Source organism: Deltaproteobacteria bacterium (assembly GCA_022340465.1).
GTDB lineage: Bacteria > Desulfobacterota > Desulfobacteria > Desulfobacterales > B30-G6 > JAJDNW01.
In genome coordinates this window covers 1-19,761 of the sequence record JAJDNW010000002.1, presented here as the reverse complement: position 1 = coordinate 19,761, position 19,761 = coordinate 1, and the positions used below count along the sequence as shown (strand labels likewise).

Sequence of the window (19,761 nt, the reverse complement as noted above, 5' to 3'; positions counted from 1 at the left end):
CTTTGTTCATTTAGGCGACCAGGATCATACCCCCCCCAGTCCACCGCTGACCTCGATGACCTGCCCGGAAACATAGTTGGAAAGCGGGGAGGCCAGAAAGGCGATTACCGAAGCGGCCTCTTCCGGCGTTCCCGGTCGGCCCATGGGGATCATCATGGTCATGGCCTGGCGCTGGGCCTCGGGGATGCCGATGGACACTTTTTGGCCGTCGCGCTCCAGTCCCTCCACATTTTCCTTGGCCTTGGTCAGGCGGGTGTCGATCCAGCCGTAGGCCACGCAGTTGCTCTGCACGTTGAAACGGCCCCACTCCTTGGCCATGGTCTTGGTCAGGCCCAGCACCGCCGACTTGGCCGAAGAGTAGTTGGCCTGGCCCGCGTTGCCGGAGGTACCGGCCATGGACGAAATATTGACGATCTTGCGTGCCACCGAAGCGCCCTCGGCCATCTCCTTCTTGGCCGCATCCCTGAAATAGGGGGCCGCTGCGCGGATGATCCGAAAAGGTGCCTTGACATGGATGTTCATCATGGCATCGAACATGTTGTCGGTCATCTTGTGAACCACACCGTCCCAGGTGTAACCGGCATTGTTCACCAGAATGTGGATGGCGCCGAAGGCATCGGCTGCCGCCTTGACGATCCCTTCGGCAAACCCCTCTGCCGTGACATCGCCCGGGAAGGCAATGGCTTCACCGCCGGCTTTCTTGATCTCCTCCACGGTCTCGTTGGCCGGGGCCAGGTCGATGTCGCTCACCACGACCTTGGCCCCTTCCCGGGCGAAGATCAGGGCCGCTGCCTGGCCGATGCCCCTGCCCGAACCGGTGATAATCGCCACCCTGTCTTTCAACATTTTTTCCATTTTACTATCCTTTTCTATCGCTTGTTTTCGTGATGCCTTGTTGAGCTTTCTCTCTGCTCTTCACTACTATCTCCCTACTGGTAATACGTGCTCCGTCCTCTGTAGCTTGGGCCTCTGTTCTAATCAAGGCCAACGATCGAAATGGCCGCCACGTTGGAGTGGGGCATGCCCCCCAGGTTGTGGGTCAGGCCCATTTGGGCATTCTTGACCTTTCTTTCCTCGGGCACCCTTTCCAAAAGCTGCTCGTACATGGCGTAGATCATACGCAGCCCCGATGCGCCGATGGGATGGCCGAAGCACTTCAACCCGCCGTCCACCTGGCAGGGCGTCTCACCGTTGAGATCGTAAAACCCGCCCATGATATCCTCATAGGCCCCGCCCTTGGGAGAGATGTGCAGGTCTTCCATGGTAACCATCTCGGTAATCGAAAAACAGTCGTGCACTTCGCACATGCTGATCTCCTGCCGCGGGTCTTTGATGCCGGCCTCCTCGTAGGCCTTGGTCGCCGCAATTCGCGTGGTCACGAAATGGGAGCCGTCCCAGGAGTTGCCGATGGACTCCTCACCGGAACTGACCGATACGGAAAGGGCCTTGACCTTGACCAGGTTCTGGTTCTTCTTCAAGCTCTTGGCGATCTCCGGCGTGGTCACGATGGCGCAGGCCGCCCCGTCGCTCACCCCGCAGCAGTCGAACAATCCTAAGGGATAGGCGATCATGGGCGCCGCCTTGATCACTTCCTCGGGTACGGCCTTGCGCAAATGCGCCCTGGGGTTCAGCGCGCCGTTGGCGTGACTCTTGGCCGATACGTGGGCCATGGCGTCCTTGATTTTTTCCATGGGCACCCCCCATTTGGCGCTGTAGGCCGTGGCCAGCTGCGCGAACATGCCCGGCGCCGTCATATTGGCACCCATCATGAACGACTGGACGCCCAGCATGCCGCCGCCCGGCAGACCGCCGTAACCGGTGTCTTTCAATTTTTCGACCCCCAGGGCCAGCACGATGTCGTAGGCCCCGGCCGCCACCGCATAGCAGGCCGCCCGGAAGGCCTCGGTGGCCGTGGCGCAGTAGTTTTCCGTCCTGGACACCGGGATGTAGGGCAGCTTCAGCGCCACACCCAGGGGCACCGCCGCCTTGCCCACGTTGATCTCGTCGATGTGCGTGCCCACGTAGGCCGCCTCGATATCTTTCTTCTCAATGCCCGCATCTTCCAGGCATTCCACAAACGCCTCGGCGGCCAGGTCCTCGGCATACGACTCCCAGCGTTCCCCGAAACGCGTACACCCCATGCCTAAAATTGCCACTTTGTCTTTGATTCCGTCAGCCATTTACTTCACCTCCTTTGCAGGAACCGCTTTCCAGAAATATCCGGAAATATCGCGCTTTGCATCGTAGTATTTTCTGCGGAAGCTCAAGGCCACCGCCATGCCGGTTTTCAGCTCTTCAAGGTTGCAGTCCGTAAAGTCGAACATCATCTTGCCGCCGCCCTCGAACTCCACCTGGCCGTAGACGGCCGGCGGATTGACCGACGCCGCCAGCATGTCGCCGGTAAAGCTGGCCACGTGGCCGATCTTGTCGGCAAAGCGGTGATCTTCCATCTCTCCCACAGCCCCGCACGCCTGGTTGACGCACACCGCCTGGGGCGGCAGCTGAAGGGTGCCGCACTTCTTACACCTGGATCCCCATAGGCCCAGCACCATTTTGCGCGACCGCCACAGGGCCGACCAGCGCGTCCAGACGTCCTCCTCAGAACGCAGGCCGGCTTCGCCCGGCAGGATGTCCCGCCACACCAGGTACTTGGTGTAGTTGTCCAGCTCGGCCTTGTCGGCCAGCTCTGCCGAAACACTGCCTCCGTTCTGGTAGGCGCTGATGGCATCCGTGGCCTCGAAACAGAGTGCGTCGCACCCGCTGCCGAAACTGACCACCATCAGCTTGTCCCCCGGTCTGGCCGTTTCAAGGGCATGCGCCAGCATTACCAGGGACTGCGCGGTACCGCTCTGCCCGATCTCTACCTGGAAGTTGCTCTGGTCCGCTTCCGCAGCGATGCCCAGCACCTTGTTCAGCTTTTTTCTGGCGGCGCCGTAGTGGCAGTCGTAGATCACCTTGGCGAAATCACCTATGTTTAGATCGAGCTTCTTAAGAAGCCCGTTGACCGCCTCGGGTACGAACTGATCGAAGCCCAGATCCCGGATCCAGCGGTCTTCCCACTGGCGGTCGTAGGTGGCGCCCTTGCCCCGGTAGTGGTCGGCAAAGTCGTACGAAAGGGAATAGGAGCCCTTGAACTCGGCGATCACGTTCTCGTTGCCCACCACAAACGCCGCAGCCGCATCGCCGAAAATCAGCTCCTGGGGCGAGGCCGGCTTGCCCAGGCGGCTCTCCGCGGCGGTTACCACCACGTTGTCAAGCCGTTCGGCCTCCACCGCGTCTACGGCCGATAAAAGCGCACCGGTGCCCGCCTTGAGGCCTCCCGAAAAATCCGACGTGCGGATGTCGTCCCCCAATCCTAGAGCCGTGGCCACGATGCCGGCATTGAGCCGCTCCTTGTAGGGCATGGTGGTCGAGGCCATGAAAACCCCGTTCACCGTCGACGGATCGATGCCGTTAAGGGCGTTCAGGCCCGCGGCCACCGCCATGGTAATGCTGTCCTCGTCAAAGTTGGCCACCGCCTTCTCCCCCTTGGCGTTGGCGATGTTCGCCGGATTCATCCAGCCCATGGCCTGGTAAACCAGCATCCGGTTCAAACGGTAACGCGGCACGTAGCCGCCATATGAACAAATTCCCGACATGTCATACCCTCCTTCTTTTTGTTATGTTGATCATTCAAACAATGTAAAACGTTCGACTCAGGCGATGAATGAAATTCCATATGCGTTGTGCGACTAGAAGCCGGCGGCGGCAGCGGGGTCCTTTCCGCCCGCCACGGATTCGGCCTTTATACCCGAAAATAAGAGCTCGCACAGATGCCCGGCTGTCTCGTCGACCGCCAATTTATGATTGAAAATAACCTCGGCAATGCAGAAATGCTCTATGCCCCCGAGGATCAGGTCGCGAATTCGCGAAACCGGGACATCGTCTCTGATCTCCCCCGCTGCCACGCCGTCGACGATAATGTCGCTCACCATCTTCCCGTACCCTTTCACCAGCCGGTAGGTCGTGCTCTCGAAGTAAGCCGGAAAATTCCGCACCTCCAGCAGCAGAATCCTGGCAAACACGCGGTTGCTGTCGTACATGCGGATATGGGTCCGGATGAGGCATTTCAGCTTGCCCAAGGCATCGGGCACGGCGTTGATCTCATTCTGAACTTCCGTATGAAAGTCCAGGAGGTAATCGTAAAGCACCTGGTGCAGCAACCCCCTCTTGTCCTTGAAATAGCGGTAGATGAGGGCTTCGTTGGCACCGGCGGTCCTGGATATTTCCGCGGTTGTGATGGAGTTGAAGTCCTTGGTGCGCAGGAGTCGGCGCATGGCCGCCGCCAGTTTCAACATGGCCGGAGGCGATCCCTGTTTTTCGTCATTGTCCATTGTCGTCGCCGGTATCGTGGCATTGCCCATAAAGAAACTCCTGATTGTAAGTAACGCTTACATTCATATCTTGTCAAGCGTTTTTTTAGCCGGCGGTCATCTATTTTCGGGAGGAGCAATCCGACCTGCAGGGGGCACCCCAGCGTTGCAGCCGTGGGGTCAGCCGATTATGGAGGGAGACTCGACCCCTTTTTCGACGAGTTCGAGGGCCGCCCCGTCGGTTTGCAGGGTGGTAATGGACGCGTTGTCAGGCCAGAAGATCAATACCCTGCTGTCGTTCAAAGCCTTGCCGACAAGGGTGTTGATCGCGATGAAATGGGTGAAAACCACCGTGTCCCGTTCCATGGCACAGGCGGCACGGATCAGCCGGTCTCTGTATGCCTGCAAATCAGCGCCCAATTCCGGCCATGTCTTAGACAGAACCGACTTGATCCAGGCTTTTCTTGCGGCGGTAACGTCCGCCGGTGTAGGTATCTCCGAGAACCGGGGATCGATATGAGGGGTGCAGTTCCAGATGCCGGCCAGGGGAGCCGCCGTCTCCCTGGCCCGGGTCATGGGACTGCTGACAATGGGCATGGGGACCGCGTCATCCAGGAGAGCCGGCACCCCGGCGGCCTGTTCTCTGCCGGTGTCGTCGAGCCCCGGATCGGCGGATTCACCCCAACTCGCGGCCGCGCGGCCGTGTCTGACCAGATATAGTGTAGACATCGTATCCCTAGGTTGATACCCGGGCACATAGGGCCCGGCACTGGTTGTACCCTGGAAGGGGGTTGTTTGGATATTGCTGAAACAAGTAAATCCTAAATGCCAATATTTAATTTTTAAACAAATTGAACACTCCCCGCAGCAAGCTTAAGGGGAATCTTCACCGTAAGGAATTCTATCTATTGTGATTCGCTCGCTTACCCTGCAGCAAGCCGCAGGGAATGCGCTCGCTATCTCTGTTCAAATTCGTAACTACGATATCGGGGGTATTGGGCAGCCGGCTAAGCCCAGCAGGAGCGGGTTGAACGCCACACGGTTCACGAGCCCAGGCCGAACCCCAGCGTTACACCTGTGGGGGGAAGAGTTTCTCCCTAAACCGTGCCATGCCGTTTATCCAGCGGTCATAATCCGAGGCTTTGCGCTGAAAATAGGTCTTCACTTCCGGGTGGGGAAGGATCATGAACCGCTCTTCGGCCAGGCCCTGAACGATGCTTTCGGCCACGTCCTCCGGTTCCATAATGCCGTCAACGCTGGCCGCACCGTCCTCGGCGCCTGCCACCATCTGCGTCCTGACGGCCTGGGGGCAAACCACGGACACCTTGATGCCGTCTTTTTTATGGGTGATGGCCAACGCTTCCGCAAATCCGACCGCCGCATGCTTGGTTGCGGAGTACGGGGCGCTCCCGATCTGGTTCAACAGCCCGGCCGCCGAGGCCACACTCAACAGATACCCGTCCGCGCGCGCGATCATTCCGGGCAGGACGGCCCGGGCCGCATACACGTGGGCCATCACGTGCAGGTCCCAGGACTTCTGCCACACGTCGTTGGCGCAGGATGCCGCGGTCCATCCGGGGGCGTCGCTGGAAATAATGCCCGCATTGGAGCAAAACAGGTCGATGGGGCCGTATGCTTCTTCGGCCTGCCGTACCAGGTCCACCATATCGGCCTCCTTGGTGACATCGGTCCTGATCCCCAGGATGTCCAGTTCCCCGGCGACGATTTTCAACCGGTCTTCATTGATGTCCGCCACGACGAGGCCCCTGGCCCCTTCCTTGACGAACCTGCGGCACAGGGCCTCGCCGATCCCATTGGCCCCGCCGGTTACCACGACCACTTTGTCCTTGATTTGCATAATGTCTACCTGCCCTCCGACGTGTGATTTCCTCCCAGGTGACTGCAACCTGAGTTGAGGTGAAAAACCTTTACCGTGTGCAACATATCATAATTTTTACAAAACAGGAATCCAGGGGATCTACTCCATCCGATGCTCCGGGGTCCCGTCGATTTTTTCCCCATGGGAACGGGCGCGCATGGCACCGGACAACGGCGGCCGAAGCGTCGTCCGTCTAAAAATTCCGCACCATGAAAAAAGGCTATTGACACACGATCCGGAAGAATTATTTTAAGTGTAGAGTGTATCAAATGCCAATCGGCTTCAACACTAATTACCTAAACCACGTGACGGCCGCGCAGGCCCCCACAAAGGTTAAAGATTGGACAAAGCGTTGCCGTATGCGGCATTTGTCAGGCTTCTTGGGTGTGCGTGCATCTTTTCTGCCAGTCATCCTCAACTATTAACGGATAAGAGATGCACTGGAGAATAAAAACGGCGCCTTAAGAAGCCATTTTTTTATACTGATAACTCCCCGCGTCAAACGGCGGAGTACCGGCCGGTCTACCAGAGCCACCCAAATCGGAATCGGATCGCTTCGATTTCGATTCGCAGCAAGCTCGAGGGGCATTACCCCTTATAAAAATTAAAAATTTTTCCTGCAACCCGATGGAATCTGCCCCGCCCACAATGTTAAAAGCGACCTTCCGCTTTTATGAAGAATTGAACGAATTTCTTCCAACTCATCGAAAAAAAACCGATTTTGAAGCCGCGTTCAAAGAAAAACGGTCGATAAAAGACATGCTAGAGTCCATGGGGGTGCCTCACACCGAGATCGACCTGATTCTGGTGAATGGAATTTCAGTCGATTTTGCCTACACTCTCCAGAACAACGATCGCGTAAGCGTGTATCCTACATTCGAAGCCCTCAACATCGAAAACCTGACGCGGCTCAGAAAAATCCCGCTTCGCAGGAACCGATTCATAGCCGACATCAACCTCGGCGATATCGTAAAATATATGCGAGCCCTGGGGTTCGATATTTTTTACGACACCGCCTTCACCAATCGTGACATCATCGCCTTATCGAACAAAGAAAACAGAATCATACTGTCCAAAAACAAGAAACTGCTCAAATTCAAGGATGTCAGCCATGGCATCTACCTTTACCCGGGAACGACGGCGGAACAGATAAGGCGGGTCATCGACCGGCTGGATATCAAAAATGAAATCAAGCTGTTCTCACGATGTCTCCGCTGCAACGCCCTTTTAGTGCCGGTAGCTAAAGAAGCGGTATTGGACAGGATCCCGCCGAAAACCAGGCAATTCTGCCATGCCTATACCCGGTGTCTAGCCTGCGATAAGCTGTATTGGCGGGGCACCCACCTCATCCATATGGAAAAAGTGCTGAAGCGGATAATTGGCGATCTGTCTTGATCCTAAACCGGAAGTCAGAAATCGGAGCTCAGAGGTCAGAACCCAAGATGAATGTCCGACACCGAACGCTGAACATCCAACGGTTGGCTATTTGCTTTTGGCTGATTGCCCGGAAAACCTGAATACAGCCAGCGAATAATCCACAGTCGAGGTCCCCTGGAATCCTTGGTCCCCCGGTTCCTTATAGGTAACCATTCAGAGGCGGCTATTAGGCGGGGATGGATGCAAAGTTACGCGTCCCCCGGAAGAGCCTAATTTTATTACCCCCAGACCACTCAGGTCTTCTGCAACATCGTCCAGGCCGAGGTCGTGAAGCGTACCGGCTTCCTGGAAACCGGTCTCCGGATCCCAGCCGCGACGTTCGTAAAATTCTTTCCGCATCTGTTGGAACTCGTCTTTTCCGAGTGTACGGCCACGGCGGGACAATACGTCGTCGCCCGCTCCGGGAACGATCACATCCGGGTTCATGAATACCGACTCTACAGGATCCTCGTAATTGAATTCGTCGAGGACGTCGTCTTCCTTCGGGCGCCAACCTTCACGCAGCAAAATAGCCCGCTGAAGGTTGAAAATCCTTTCACCGCAGCGCAGCAGGGCTTCTTCGTCCGATTCCAGGCCGGTAACCGCAGAATAGATTTGGCTTTCCAGGGTCGGGTCTCCGACGTTGTCGGGCGTATTCCAGGAAACCATCAAAGGCCAATTGGAGTCACACAGACCGAGGCTGTCTTTTACATACGTCCGATCCATGATTCTGACTGCAGCGGCGGCCTTGCCGTCGGTTGTGTTGAGATCCCACGCCCTGTCATCGCCCCAAAACATTTTCGCGGCAGACCGGTAAACATCCGCCGTGACCGGCGAGGAGGGCGGTTGCCGGACGTGCTGAACCCACTGGCCGATGATGCGACTGATTTCGTGAAGCATGGCAATCGGCTGGCGCGGCTCGAAAGCGTAAAGAAGGCCGTTCATCAGGTATTCCCGGGCTGAATAGGTCGCTCCGTCACCGACATCGGAAACCGCATTGGTAAATTGAGCGAGCGCCTCGCCGCCCAGTTCCTCACCGGCCCGCACCAGCCCTTCCGCCAGAAGGTCGCCCATGCCCTCACGCAAGGCCACCATTCCGGCCAGCCGCTCGAAAAAGCCCAGGGAACCAAGTTGATCCATGTCAAGGCCGGTGTCCCGGGAGCTTAAAACGCCCGCGCCATGGCAATTCTCCAGCCATTGCAACATATTGGCCATTTCCATGGTGCAAAGCGACAGATCGTTGCAGACGCCGGTTGCCTTGACCGCCGTCTCGGCAGATTCATCCCCACGACGCAGCACCCAGGGATAGTATACGAACATCGACTGGCATTTACGCACCACTGTCTCCCCCGAAGCGGTCTGATACGTACTGCGCATGATACAATCCAAGCCACATTGGTAGCAGGACGCCCGGCCTATCCGTCGAACCTGGTCTTCGGGAAACGGTGACCAGGCATTGCGCTTGCTCAGGTGAACGACCTTTTTGTTCAGTTTCTTCAACGCTTCCGGGTTTGCCACCTTGGGCGTGCCGCTTCCCAGCACGGCAACCGCCTTTAAATTTTTGGACCCCATAACGGCACCCCAGCCGCCGGTGGCGCTGCCCTCATTGTCTGTGACCACGGTGGCGCTGCGGCACAGGTTTGCACCAGCCACCCCGGTGGTGATAAAACGGACCTGCCTGCCGTGTTTTTGCTTAAGACAATCTCTCACCGCATACGCACCGGACCTCCAAATGTCCGCGGCATCCATTATGTTGACATCATCGTCGTGAATCCAGAGGTAGGACGGTTTCCTGGCCCGTCCCAAAATCACCAATCCGTCGTAACCCGCCTTTTTCAGGTACGGGCCGAAAAAGCCCCCCACATTGCCGTAGCAAAACCCTTCCGGTTTCAGCATGGGCGATTTGCCCGCCACAAACATCCTGGAAGCCGCCTGGGCACCGGTCGCCCCCAGCGGTCCGGTCATAAAAATCAGATGGTTTTCAGGATCGAAGGCCCTCACCGCCGGCCCAACCGCTTCCCAATAGATACGGCTTGCGATCCCCCTGCCGCCGAGATATTTGTCGGCGTAATGTCGAGTTTCCAAGTGGTCGATTTCGCCGCTCCCGAGATCCACCCTGAGGATCCTGCCGCACCAGCCACACAGTTCGTTTAACATCGTTATCTCCTTTCAAAGTCCGTACGGCCACCGAGCGCATCACTATTGGTTCAGCTTGATATCCGGCGTAACAATCACATCGATGCGCCGATTGGCTTCACGGCCTTCGGGCGTCGCATTGGAAGCCAGGGGTTTTTCGGATCCATAGCCCCTGCTGAAAATCTTGTCAGCAGGGAGCGTCCCGTTCGCTATCAGGTATTCTTTAACCGCACTAGCCCTCTTCCGGGACAATATGTCATTGGCTTCTTTGATCCCCGTGCTGTCAGTGTGCCCCTCGATCACAGCGGAGGGATTTTCAAATTCACCGATAGCGCGTTGGACCTTGCTCAGCAATCTGTAGTTCTCCTGCATGATGAACGCCTGCCCAACCGGGAATTTCATCCCTTTCAAGCGTATGATGAGTTGATTACCCCTTTTGTACACGTCGGCCTCGTTCGGACGAAAATAGCTTTGTATCTCGATGAACTTCTGATTGAATTGCCTTTCGGATTCCAATTTTGTCTCGGTGGCTATCTTTTCCGCCAAAATGCGCTCTTTGGTTTTCTGATCCTGTATGCTTTTGCTCTGGTACGATGCCAAGGCCTGGTTGAATGCTTGAATTTGGCTGTCCGAGGCGGTCTTCGTTTCCTCGAGTTCATTCTGTGTCGACAACAGTTTTTGGGCAATCAGCCTATTGTTCTCCTGCAGTGATGTTATAGAATCCAGAATGTTCGTCACCTGAGAATCCATATCCATATCGCGTGAATCCCGGGCGGACAACCTGGCGGTGATCTTTTTTACGATACCTTCCATCCATAAAGAGGTTTCTTCCGGCGTCATCTTTTCAAGCCGTTTGTTCAGGTCCGAAAGAACCAGCGCTCGTTTGGTAAAAAACATGGCCTCGGCGGCTTTTTTTTGCATTTCATCTGTTGCATACCGGTTTGCAGTGATAAATTCATTCGTTTCATTAAAATGGCGTTGGGCCGTTTCAAGCGCTTGGGGGGCATATTTTTTCGCCCCACTCTCTTCGGCTTGTTGAATGGCGTCGCCTACCTCCCCGATGGTTTTGTTCTTGATAGCGATCAATTCCAGGTCGCGAAAGGCTTCGCTGACTTTTGGGGCATTTTTTTCGGTGTAATGTGTACGGTTTTTCTCAACTGCCGCAGTAAGTTTTAAAAATCGTTCTTCCACTTTGTCGTATCGCCTGCCCAACTCGGTTGCGCCGGCAACGCGGGCCAGACGTCGACTTTCGATGGCTTGGGCCATGGTTGTCCTCGCAACAGCTGCTGACTTTTCGGCCTTTATCAAATAAGCGGTTGCGTCCGCCAAGTCTTCGCGAATATCCTTCAGCACCGCCCCTTTTTCGGCTTTGGACTTCGCCTTCCCACAGGAAGTTTCCGCTTTTGCAAACCAACGCGGCGATAAAACGTCCAGTTCTTCCTTTTTGGCCTTTTCAATTTTTTCTTCTAATTTGTTTATTTCTTCAATTGTAATTTTCATGGACGATGTTTTCTCTTCCATCGGCTGAAGCACCGGTGCTGCACATGCGCTCAAGAGGACGAACAGCACCAGTGGGATGGCAATAGCCGTCAATGCAGATTTCATCATGATTTTCCCCTTCGTAACCTTCCAATTATATCGGCACTGAGAATTGCTCTGAGCCTACGTGTGACGTTTCATTCAGTGGACATGGTATCAACTTGCTGAGGAACAGAGATTCAGAAAATGACACAGGCAAAATGAGAATTAGTACGATCACGAAGATATACAAAATGGTTAGGGTTTGGTCAAGTTTCGGTTATCTCGATTAACGGTTCGCCCTGTTCACCAATTTTGTGATACAGTACGCTCGGAAAGCGGTTTTCAACATGATCGTGAAAAAACACGGGGCAACGTCTCCACCGGATGTGACTGTGGCAAAAAATGATACCATAACGGACCCTGTAACCATTTTCTCTCAATGGTATGAGCAGGCCCAAGAGGGTAAGGGAGGGCCGCTTTCGAAAATCCGGGTAATCGGGCGCCTGCTGGCAGACGCCCTTCCCTGGTCACCCCTTCTGCGGCCGGACATCGCCACCCTGGCGACGGTGACGCCTGATCACAGGCCCGCCGCCAGGTCGGTGTTATTCAAAGGGGTCGTTCACGGCGGTTTTTCCTTTTATACGGACTATGCCAGCAGCAAGGGCAGAGAATTGGATCTCAACCCGTCGGCGGTGATGGTTTTTTACTGGCATTTTCCCCCGCGCCAGGTGCGCATCGACGGCCGGGTTTTGAGGCTTTCCCGCAAAGCGGCCGAAGCCGACTGGAAAGTCCGCAGGCGGTCGAACCAGGCGGCATCGGCCGCGTTCCCCCAAAGCAGCGTCATCCGGAAAAGAGAAGATCTGGTCGCAAAGGTTGATCAGGTCAAACGGCGATACAAGGGAAAGCCGATCCCCTGCCCCGACACATGGGGCGGGTATTGCCTGATTCCCGATAAAATGGAATTCTGGGAGGGAAGGCTCGACTGGATGCACCTCCGGGAGCGCCATGTGTCATCAAATGGCGTCTGGCAGCGGGAATTGCTGGCACCCTGAAGGTCACCTGCCCGCCCGAACGCCATCGTTGAGGTGCATCCCGGCCCGTTTGACGATTTGGCCGGCCCGGATCTGTTCCGCGGCATTCGCCCCTTTTTTTACCCGCTTCGGGATCACATCGTCACCGCTTTCAAGGCCCACGTGGATGCGGCTCAAGCCGGCCTTTTTCAGAAGCCGGATGTCATCCAGCCCCTTTTCAACGATGTACGCTGAAGATCCGTACACCGTGATGCGCCGGAGTTCCGGGAACGCCTTTCTGCAATAACGGCATATGGCGGCCAGATCTGCGGTCGGCATGGCGATCGTGTTGCCCGCCGGGAAAAAAACCGGCGCACCCCGGGTCCGCAGCGCTCGAGGGCGGCGTCGATATCCTCGCATATGTCCGCGACCGGTCGAATCCTGAGCATCGGGCCTTTTTTGTAGACCATGCAAAAACTGCACTTGTTGTGCGGACATCCCACCGTGGCCTGGATCAGAAGGCTGTCGGCTTCACTCGGCGGTCGATATATCGGGCCTTCATAGCGCAAAATCAATCTCCATCGGGTATGCTGACACCAATGCCGGGAACGGGTAAAGCCAAGGGGTTGGCCCCATTTCCCTGGGGAACATCGGGCGGGTCCGTTTCTTAATAAAATGCCGGGGTATCGTACCACAATTCACCTCAAAGTTGCACAAACAACATCCTACCCCGGATAAACCGAACACGAGGCCTAAAGCTATGTGCTAATTGCGCTGCTTTTATGTTTTGAACCGAGATAGCGAGCGCATTCCCTGCAGCTTGCTGCGGGGTGAGCGCGCGAATCATAATATGCAGAATTCCTTACGGTGACGATCCCCCGCCGCTTGCTGCGGGAAATCGTCAATTATTGCTTGACATCCATTGCGAAACAATGCAGATATATATTATAACCAATTAATTATAATGGAAATATCCATGCCACCGTTATTTTGGCGTCACCTTTCGGCAACCGGTTACAAAGGGCGATACCGGTGCGATCGTCGTGTTGTGCCTTTTCCATAACAGCGGTCAGGCGCCGGTGGGTGCATGCGGGTGAACCGCAGGGAGAAAACAATTCATGACACTGTCGACGGAATTTTTTGTGATGGTCATTTTCATCGCCGGGGGGCCCTTCTTTTATGTCGTCCTGCGGAGTTCCGAACTCCCGGGACGCCGGTATTTCATGGGGGCCTACGTTTTTTTGCTGTTGTCCAACATCTTTACGGTTGTCGAAGAATTCTGGCTGAATTCCTTCTTCAATACCTGCGAACATGTATCCATCGCCCTTGGTTCGGTCGGAATGCTGGCCACCGTAGTGAAACTGACCCGGAAAAGCCTATAAATTTACAGGCCAGACGTATGGGATCATCAGAGTTGTTAAGTTTGTGGTCTTCCGCAGTTTTCACGGCCGCCGCCATTGTGCTGATCACAGGCAGACGACGTGCCAATTTAAGCACCGATGTGTTTATCCCCCTGCTTCTGTCGCTTTTCCTTTATGATTTCATAGTGTTTTCTAATTTTCTGGAACACGCCGGCATCACCGTCTATTTCGACCCTCTCGAAGACATCGCGGAGACTGTCGTTGTCTTGATGTTGATGTTTTTCATCAACAACTGGCGTAAAAACCGGTCCGAAGCCCGCTTCAGAGAGCTCTTTACCATGGCCCCCATGGCACTGGCCGAGGTTGACAGGGACGGCCGCATAACCAAGGTCAACGAATTCCTCTCTAAAAAAATATATCAATTCTACGGCATCGCCACCGATGAGCTGTCCAGCCGCCACAAGTGGTGGGAACTTATCTTCCCCGATCCGGCCCACCGGGAAAGCGTGTTGTCCAAATGGCAGAAAGCGGCAAAAGAGACCCATGGAACCGCTGCGGCAATCAATTCCGAGGAAAGAGAAATTACCTGCCAGGACGGGACCAAGCGAACCATTATCGTCGGTGCCAACATCATCGGGGAAAAAATTCTGTTCAGCATGATCGACATCACCGACCGCAAAAGGGCTGAACAGGACCGGGAAAAACTGCAAAAACAGCTGTTCCAATCCCAGAAACTGGAGGCGATCGGTATTCTGGCAGGAGGGGTGGCCCATGATTTCAACAACATATTAGGGGCCATCATGGGGTATGCGGAACTCACTCTGGAAGAGATGGGCGCCAGCGATCCCTTTCGTGAACATATCGAAAAAATTCTCGACGCCACCCAACGCTCCATCGACCTTGCCCGCCAGCTGCTCATTTTCGCCCGCAAGCAGCGTGTAGCACCGAAGCCGATCGACCTTAACGCCAAGGTGGGGGACATGCTCAATATGCTGCGGCGGCTTATCGGCGAAAATATCGAACTGGAATGGCTGCCTTCAGAAAACGACTGCACCGTCGAAATGGACCCTTCTCAACTCGACCAGATCATGGTCAACCTGTGTGTCAACGCCCGCGATGCCATTGCCGATGTCGGCCGGATCGTCATCGAGACCCATACGGCCTTTTTCGACGACCTGATGTGCAAAACGACCCATGTGGATTGCCTTCCGGGAACGTACGCCCGCTTGAGCGTTGTCGACAACGGTAGCGGAATGGACAAGGATACGGCGCTGCATGTTTTCGACCCCTTCTTCACCACCAAAGAGGTGGGCGAAGGGACAGGTCTGGGGTTGGCAACCGTTTATGGAATCGTCAAACAAAGTAATGGATTCATCAACCTCTACAGCGAACCGGGGATCGGGACCACATTCAACATCTATATTCCGCAGCATGAAAAAGAAGGCCCGCAAAAACAAACCCGACCCGGGGAGACAATTCCGCAGGGTCACGGGGAAACCATCCTGCTGGTGGAAGACGACACCATGCTTGTCGAGTTGAGCCAGGCGATGCTGGAGCGCCTGGGGTATGATGTTTTAACCGCCACCACACCCGGCGGGGCCATTCAAATGGCCCGGGACAACAGCCATGAAATCGACCTGTTTCTAACCGATGTGGTCATGCCGGAGATGAACGGTCGGGAACTGATCGAGCGGCTTCTATCGATTCGTCCGACCGCAAAGCACCTGTTCATGTCCGGTTATACCGTTGATGTCATCTTTCACCGGGGCATTTCAAAAACGGAAAGGCATTTCATCCAAAAACCATTTTCGCTGAAGGATATCGCCGTAAAAGTCCGCGAGGTTCTGGATGAAGATGGGCAATAACAGCTTAAAAATTGAGCGAACCCTATGGAGATGTTATGAAACCAGCGAATGAAAGCGTTGCGGCCGTAATCGGATTGGGAACCATGGGGCCGGGACTGGCCCAGATATTGGCTCAGGGCGGCTACAGGGTTGTCGGCTACGACCGAAACGCCGCGGCGGTAGAGGCCTGCCGCCGGATGATTCCTGCGATCTGCCGGACCCTGGAAGAACATGGGGTTATCGATCCTGAAGAAACCCGGGGAATTTTGGGACGTATCAGCTATGCCCCCTCCATCGCCGACCAGGTGGCCGATGCGGACATCGTTATCGAAGCCGTCAGCGAGGACCGGGATGTCAAGCGCAGCGTATTTGAGGCCATCGACACGGCCGCGCCGGAAGCGTGCATGCTTTGGAGCAACACATCCACACTGAACGTGTTCGAACTGATGCCCGCGCAGCGGCACCCTGCAGCCGTCATCGCCCACTGGTTCGCCCCGCCCCATATCGTACCGTTGGTCGAAGTGGTCAAGGGGGAGGCAACACGGCCGGATATAGTGGCCCGCACCCTGGACATACTGCATTCGCTGGGCAAACGCCCCATCGTCATCGAAAGATATGTCCCCGGGTTTATCATCAACCGCATCCTGCGTATCATCGGACGTGAAGCTTTCTTCCTGCTGGATAACGGCTACATCAGCGCCGAGGACCTCGACCTGGCCGTCAAGGCCAGCATCGCCCCGCGTATGATGGTGCTCGGGCTTATCCAACGCTACGATTTTACCGGCCTGGATTTGAGCGCCCGCAATTTACTGGATGAGTCCTTTTTCGACCCGCCCGTGGACAACCGACCCAAAGCCCTCCATCGGCACATCGAGAAAGGCCATCTCGGTGTCAAGTCGGGGAAAGGGTTTTTTGACTACGGCGACCGCGATCCATCCGAGATCTGTCGTGAACGCGACCGCCTCCTGCTGAAAGTGATCGACAACCTCCGGTTCTGTTTGGAAAAGAAACGGCTCGTTTAACTGCCCTCATGAGCCACCGGCTCGGCCGATGAAAAATGTTTTTCTGGCGACCACGCGACTAGATGAGGAACAGTGCCATTGCTAAAAAAGCAATCAGGTGAAAAATTATGGGCGGAAAAATGCTATGACTTCGTTCCCTGACAACCCCATTGACGAGGCCGAATGAAAATGCGGCAAAAGCGGTTTCAGCCATTGGTTGTGCCCGGAATCCTCCTTCAAAAATCTCCGGAAGGAAAAGGAGGCCGGTGATGAAAGCTGCATATAAAATTGCAGACAGGATCACGGAGTAGGAAAAGAACCATCGGCTGTTGTAGCTTTGCACCGTTGTGCCTTTTACTAAGATACCATGGGCCAATCCGCGAAACAGCAGCTCTACTGCCAAAGGAATGACAATAAAAAGATATACGACACTTTCGCTTAGATTCAGAAAATGAATGGCTGAATCAGGGAAATAGACGCCCTTGGCCATTGCTGTCATGATAATTACCGGCAGGAACACCCACCAGACTTTTCCGCGGGGGATCCCAAATCCAAATCGCGACAACCGCGTTCCCGCTAACAGAAAAATGCCTGTTGCCGAAAATAACCCCATGGCGACAAAAAAAGAAAAATAGGTCTTTGAAATCAGGCCGGCTGTATCCAGGTTACCCAGCCACGGGCTGGAGGACAGGTAATAATTGCTGATGGCAGCAACCCCGATGATTGCGCATACGGCCAGGATGGAATAAAGAGAATGGATCACATATTCGGGTTTGTTCGGATGCTGGAAGGCGTCCCGGCAGGCTTGTGCAATTTCCTTGTCACTCAGCTTGGTAGCGATTCCCCGCGGAGAGCCCCCGATGTCGCCGGAACCGCCCCATTGAGGGCTGTTGGTTCGATGCCCGACGGCAGGATCGATAGCGTTCAATATTGGATAAACGATATCCAAATCACCGGACATGAAAGGGTTCAGGCGACGCAGGGTGTACTTGCCCTCTCCTGTTTTAAGGATTGCCAGCCCGAGCTTCTCGCCATAGACCTTGAGCAGATAGGGTTCGAGCTCATAAATACCATGATCGGCTTCGACAATGACGGCGATGCGACTGTTTCCCAAGTCAACCCGTGCCAGTTCTCTTATTTCTTTAAAATCGGCAAGATCAATCGATTTGTAAATGATGCGGTCAATTTTGTGCAAAATCTTCGCCGTGAGTTCCAGGCTGTCTTTTTCCTCCCATATCCCTCTCTTTTTTAAATCAATTTCCTCGGCCCGCAAATAGTCGATCACTTTTCTGGTCTTTGTTAACAATTCCGTCGGCAGCGCGCTGAATTCGGTCATCTCTAACCCGTGGGAATCAATAATGCCCTCGTGCCGAACCAGGGCATATAAAAATTGCCGCCGGCCTAATTTTTTTTGCTGAATCCGCTGATGGTTCAAAAGGAGCCAGATTGCCAGGATGGTGTCCAAATCCGGCTCGTTCGCCAATACGCTCCATTCCCGGCTGCGCAAATCCAGGCCCTTGAGGATCATCAACAGGACCTGTTCGCAGGTTGAAAGCGTAAACGACCGTAAACAGCCTTCATGGTGGTCAAAGTTATAAATCTGCTTTTCATTGTCCATGAAAGGCCCGCTCTGGGCGACGCCGTCGAGATAGATTGTGCCGGCAGGTGATTTGAGGGCTGCCGATGCGGAGACGGTCAAGCCGGCTTCGACTTGAACCGCGATATCCGGCGCATCGAGACAGGTTAGAATTGGATTGCCGTTTGAATCTTTTATGACGTATCTCTGCGGCAGGCGGGCGATACCGTTCGCTTTATACGCGGATTTTTTCTCCGATGCGGTGCTGAGCGTCTCTTTATTATCATCCGACTTCGTATCGGAACCTGCTTTTTCCTGCTCCAAATTCATGGACATCCTCATAGCAACCTGAGAAAAAGGGCGGCTTCACGTTCAACCGTTACGGTCTTGCAAACGGATAAGCACCTACGTTGAGCGCTCAACTCAAAAAACAATCTGATTTTTTTACATATCCCTCTGTTATCGTCAAGTGCCTCGTACGGTGGATACCAGATAAATCCATGGCAGAAAAGAAATAACCTCATGAATTTGCATTATACCACTTTCGGGATTCGTTTTTTAGTCATCCCTGAGAAGGCAGGCATCCAGAAAGCTATTTGCCATATGCCGCCCCTGATATATTCAAAATGGAAAATCCGCATTAGAATCAACCGCCTGCTCAATTTTTTTCACCACGGGCTTTTGGGCGGCTTTGTGGACCGGGTTGCCGTCGACATAGATGGCCTTGTAGGGTTTTGTGGGGCAGGCGTATTCGCATCCTCCGCATCCAATGCAGATGTCCGGATTTACTTCTGGAATCACCAGTTGCCTGGTTGCCGTTGTCAGATACGGCACCATCTTGACGGCTTTCGTCGGACAGTGCTCCGAACACGCGCCGCAATTGGTGTTGTCCGTGTAGACCACGCAGTTTTCTTTAATGAATTTGGCGACACCCAGCTGCGTCAGCTTCTTTTCCTCGGGAGTCAGCGACAAAATGGCGCCGCTCGGGCAAACGTCCAGGCAAACCGTGCAGTCGTAGTTGCAGTGCCCCGCATGGTAATCCATCCGCGGCTGCATCATTCCCGACAGACCGTATTGGAAAAGCGAAGGCACGAGCACCCGCGACGGGCAGGCGCTCACACAGAGATGACAGGCGGTGCAGGTAGACATGAAATGCGCCGCGCTTGCGGAACCCGGCGGTGTGACCGGGGCTGTTATCTGTTCGGGAATCGTTGTCGGCCGGCTCTGGATGCTCTTGGTCTGCCCGAAGGCGTTGGAAGCCACGCCGGCAACCGCCATTGCCATGCCGACCATGAAACGCCGACGCCCCGGTTCCGGTTGGACCCGTTGGTTTTGCCTTTTCCACCGGTTTTCGAACCGCAATCCGTTGTTCCGGCATACCGCAAAACAGTTGTAGCAATCGACGCATCGGCTGACATCAACCGTTTTCTGCCGGATATCGATACAGCCCGCCTTGCAGACGCGTTCACACAACCTGCACCCGGTGCAGGCGTCCGGGTCCACGCCGATCCGCAGCATCGAACATTTGGAAAAAAGGCCTAAAAGCGCCCCCACGGGGCATACCGTGTTGCAGTACAGCCGGCCGCGTCTGGCGGAAAGCAGCGCAACCAGAATCAGCGTTCCGATGGCGACACCGACGGACAACGGCGCCGTCACCGCCCACTG

Annotated in this window: 16 protein-coding genes; 5 read left to right on the top strand and 11 right to left on the bottom strand. The window is 55.0% G+C overall.

Translation table 11 applies throughout. The features are described 5' to 3' along the window. Window positions 1-24: 24 nt before the first annotated feature. The 6 genes from LJE94_00260 to LJE94_00235 all read right to left on the bottom strand — a co-directional run bounded on the left by LJE94_00260 (window position 25) and on the right by LJE94_00235 (window position 6,210). Window positions 25-855 carry an SDR family oxidoreductase gene (locus LJE94_00260; GenBank protein ID MCG6908536.1) on the bottom strand — a complete coding sequence of 277 codons (831 nt, stop codon included), beginning with the start codon at window positions 853-855 and terminating at the stop codon, window positions 25-27. A 119-nt stretch (window positions 856-974) separates the two neighbouring features. Continuing rightward, entirely contained in the window at window positions 975-2,180 is a 1,206-nt protein-coding gene (locus tag LJE94_00255; GenBank protein ID MCG6908535.1) for an acetyl-CoA acetyltransferase, read from the bottom strand. Further along, window positions 2,181-3,638 (bottom strand): OB-fold domain-containing protein, encoded by a 1,458-nt coding sequence (locus tag LJE94_00250; GenBank protein MCG6908534.1) that lies wholly within the window; start codon window positions 3,636-3,638, stop codon window positions 2,181-2,183. It lies immediately after the preceding gene. 93 nt (window positions 3,639-3,731) lie between these two features. Next, window positions 3,732-4,403, bottom strand: a complete 672-nt coding sequence (locus LJE94_00245) for a TetR/AcrR family transcriptional regulator (protein ID MCG6908533.1) — start codon at window positions 4,401-4,403, stop codon at window positions 3,732-3,734. Between the two features lie 129 nt (window positions 4,404-4,532). Continuing rightward, entirely contained in the window at window positions 4,533-5,081 is a 549-nt protein-coding gene (locus LJE94_00240; protein ID MCG6908532.1) for a histidine phosphatase family protein, read from the bottom strand. Window positions 5,082-5,421: 340 nt separating this feature from the next. Continuing rightward, window positions 5,422-6,210 carry an SDR family oxidoreductase gene (locus LJE94_00235; protein ID MCG6908531.1) on the bottom strand — a complete coding sequence of 263 codons (789 nt, stop codon included), beginning with the start codon at window positions 6,208-6,210 and terminating at the stop codon, window positions 5,422-5,424. A 669-nt stretch (window positions 6,211-6,879) separates the two neighbouring features. Between LJE94_00235 and LJE94_00230 the strand changes: the two genes are divergently transcribed. Continuing rightward, window positions 6,880-7,626: a Mut7-C ubiquitin/RNAse domain-containing protein gene (locus tag LJE94_00230; protein MCG6908530.1), complete on the top strand. Its 747-nt coding sequence runs from the start codon at window positions 6,880-6,882 to the stop codon at window positions 7,624-7,626. Between the two features lie 195 nt (window positions 7,627-7,821). Here LJE94_00230 and LJE94_00225 read toward each other — a convergent pair whose 3' ends face one another. Together LJE94_00225 and LJE94_00220 are read right to left on the bottom strand one after the other, a co-directional pair. Further along, window positions 7,822-9,804: a hypothetical protein gene (locus LJE94_00225; GenBank protein MCG6908529.1), complete on the bottom strand. Its 1,983-nt coding sequence runs from the start codon at window positions 9,802-9,804 to the stop codon at window positions 7,822-7,824. Between the two features lie 42 nt (window positions 9,805-9,846). Then, entirely contained in the window at window positions 9,847-11,391 is a 1,545-nt protein-coding gene (locus tag LJE94_00220; GenBank protein ID MCG6908528.1) for an OmpA family protein, read from the bottom strand. A gap of 305 nt (window positions 11,392-11,696) precedes the next feature. On the opposite strand from LJE94_00220, the gene LJE94_00215 reads away from it, so the two are divergent. Further along, window positions 11,697-12,356 (top strand): pyridoxal 5'-phosphate synthase, encoded by a 660-nt coding sequence (locus LJE94_00215; GenBank protein MCG6908527.1) that lies wholly within the window; start codon window positions 11,697-11,699, stop codon window positions 12,354-12,356. A gap of 3 nt (window positions 12,357-12,359) precedes the next feature. Here LJE94_00215 and LJE94_00210 read toward each other — a convergent pair whose 3' ends face one another. Beyond that, entirely contained in the window at window positions 12,360-12,734 is a 375-nt protein-coding gene (locus tag LJE94_00210) for a hypothetical protein (GenBank protein ID MCG6908526.1), read from the bottom strand. A gap of 698 nt (window positions 12,735-13,432) precedes the next feature. Here LJE94_00210 and LJE94_00205 point away from each other — a divergent pair. The 3 genes from LJE94_00205 to LJE94_00195 all read left to right on the top strand — a co-directional run bounded on the left by LJE94_00205 (window position 13,433) and on the right by LJE94_00195 (window position 16,541). Beyond that, a complete protein-coding gene (locus LJE94_00205) occupies window positions 13,433-13,696 on the top strand; it encodes a hypothetical protein (GenBank protein ID MCG6908525.1) in 264 nt (87 codons plus the stop codon). Between the two features lie 164 nt (window positions 13,697-13,860). Next, a complete protein-coding gene (locus LJE94_00200) occupies window positions 13,861-15,540 on the top strand; it encodes a response regulator (protein MCG6908524.1) in 1,680 nt (559 codons plus the stop codon). Between the two features lie 35 nt (window positions 15,541-15,575). Next, complete coding sequence (locus LJE94_00195; GenBank protein ID MCG6908523.1) at window positions 15,576-16,541, top strand: 3-hydroxyacyl-CoA dehydrogenase family protein; 966 nt, start codon at window positions 15,576-15,578, stop codon at window positions 16,539-16,541. A gap of 58 nt (window positions 16,542-16,599) precedes the next feature. Here LJE94_00195 and LJE94_00190 read toward each other — a convergent pair whose 3' ends face one another. Continuing rightward, entirely contained in the window at window positions 16,600-18,426 is a 1,827-nt protein-coding gene (locus tag LJE94_00190; protein ID MCG6908522.1) for a CPBP family intramembrane metalloprotease, read from the bottom strand. Window positions 18,427-18,717: 291 nt separating this feature from the next. Further along, the coding region (locus LJE94_00185) for a 4Fe-4S binding protein (GenBank protein ID MCG6908521.1) at window positions 18,718-19,761 on the bottom strand (1,044 nt) is incomplete at its 5' end.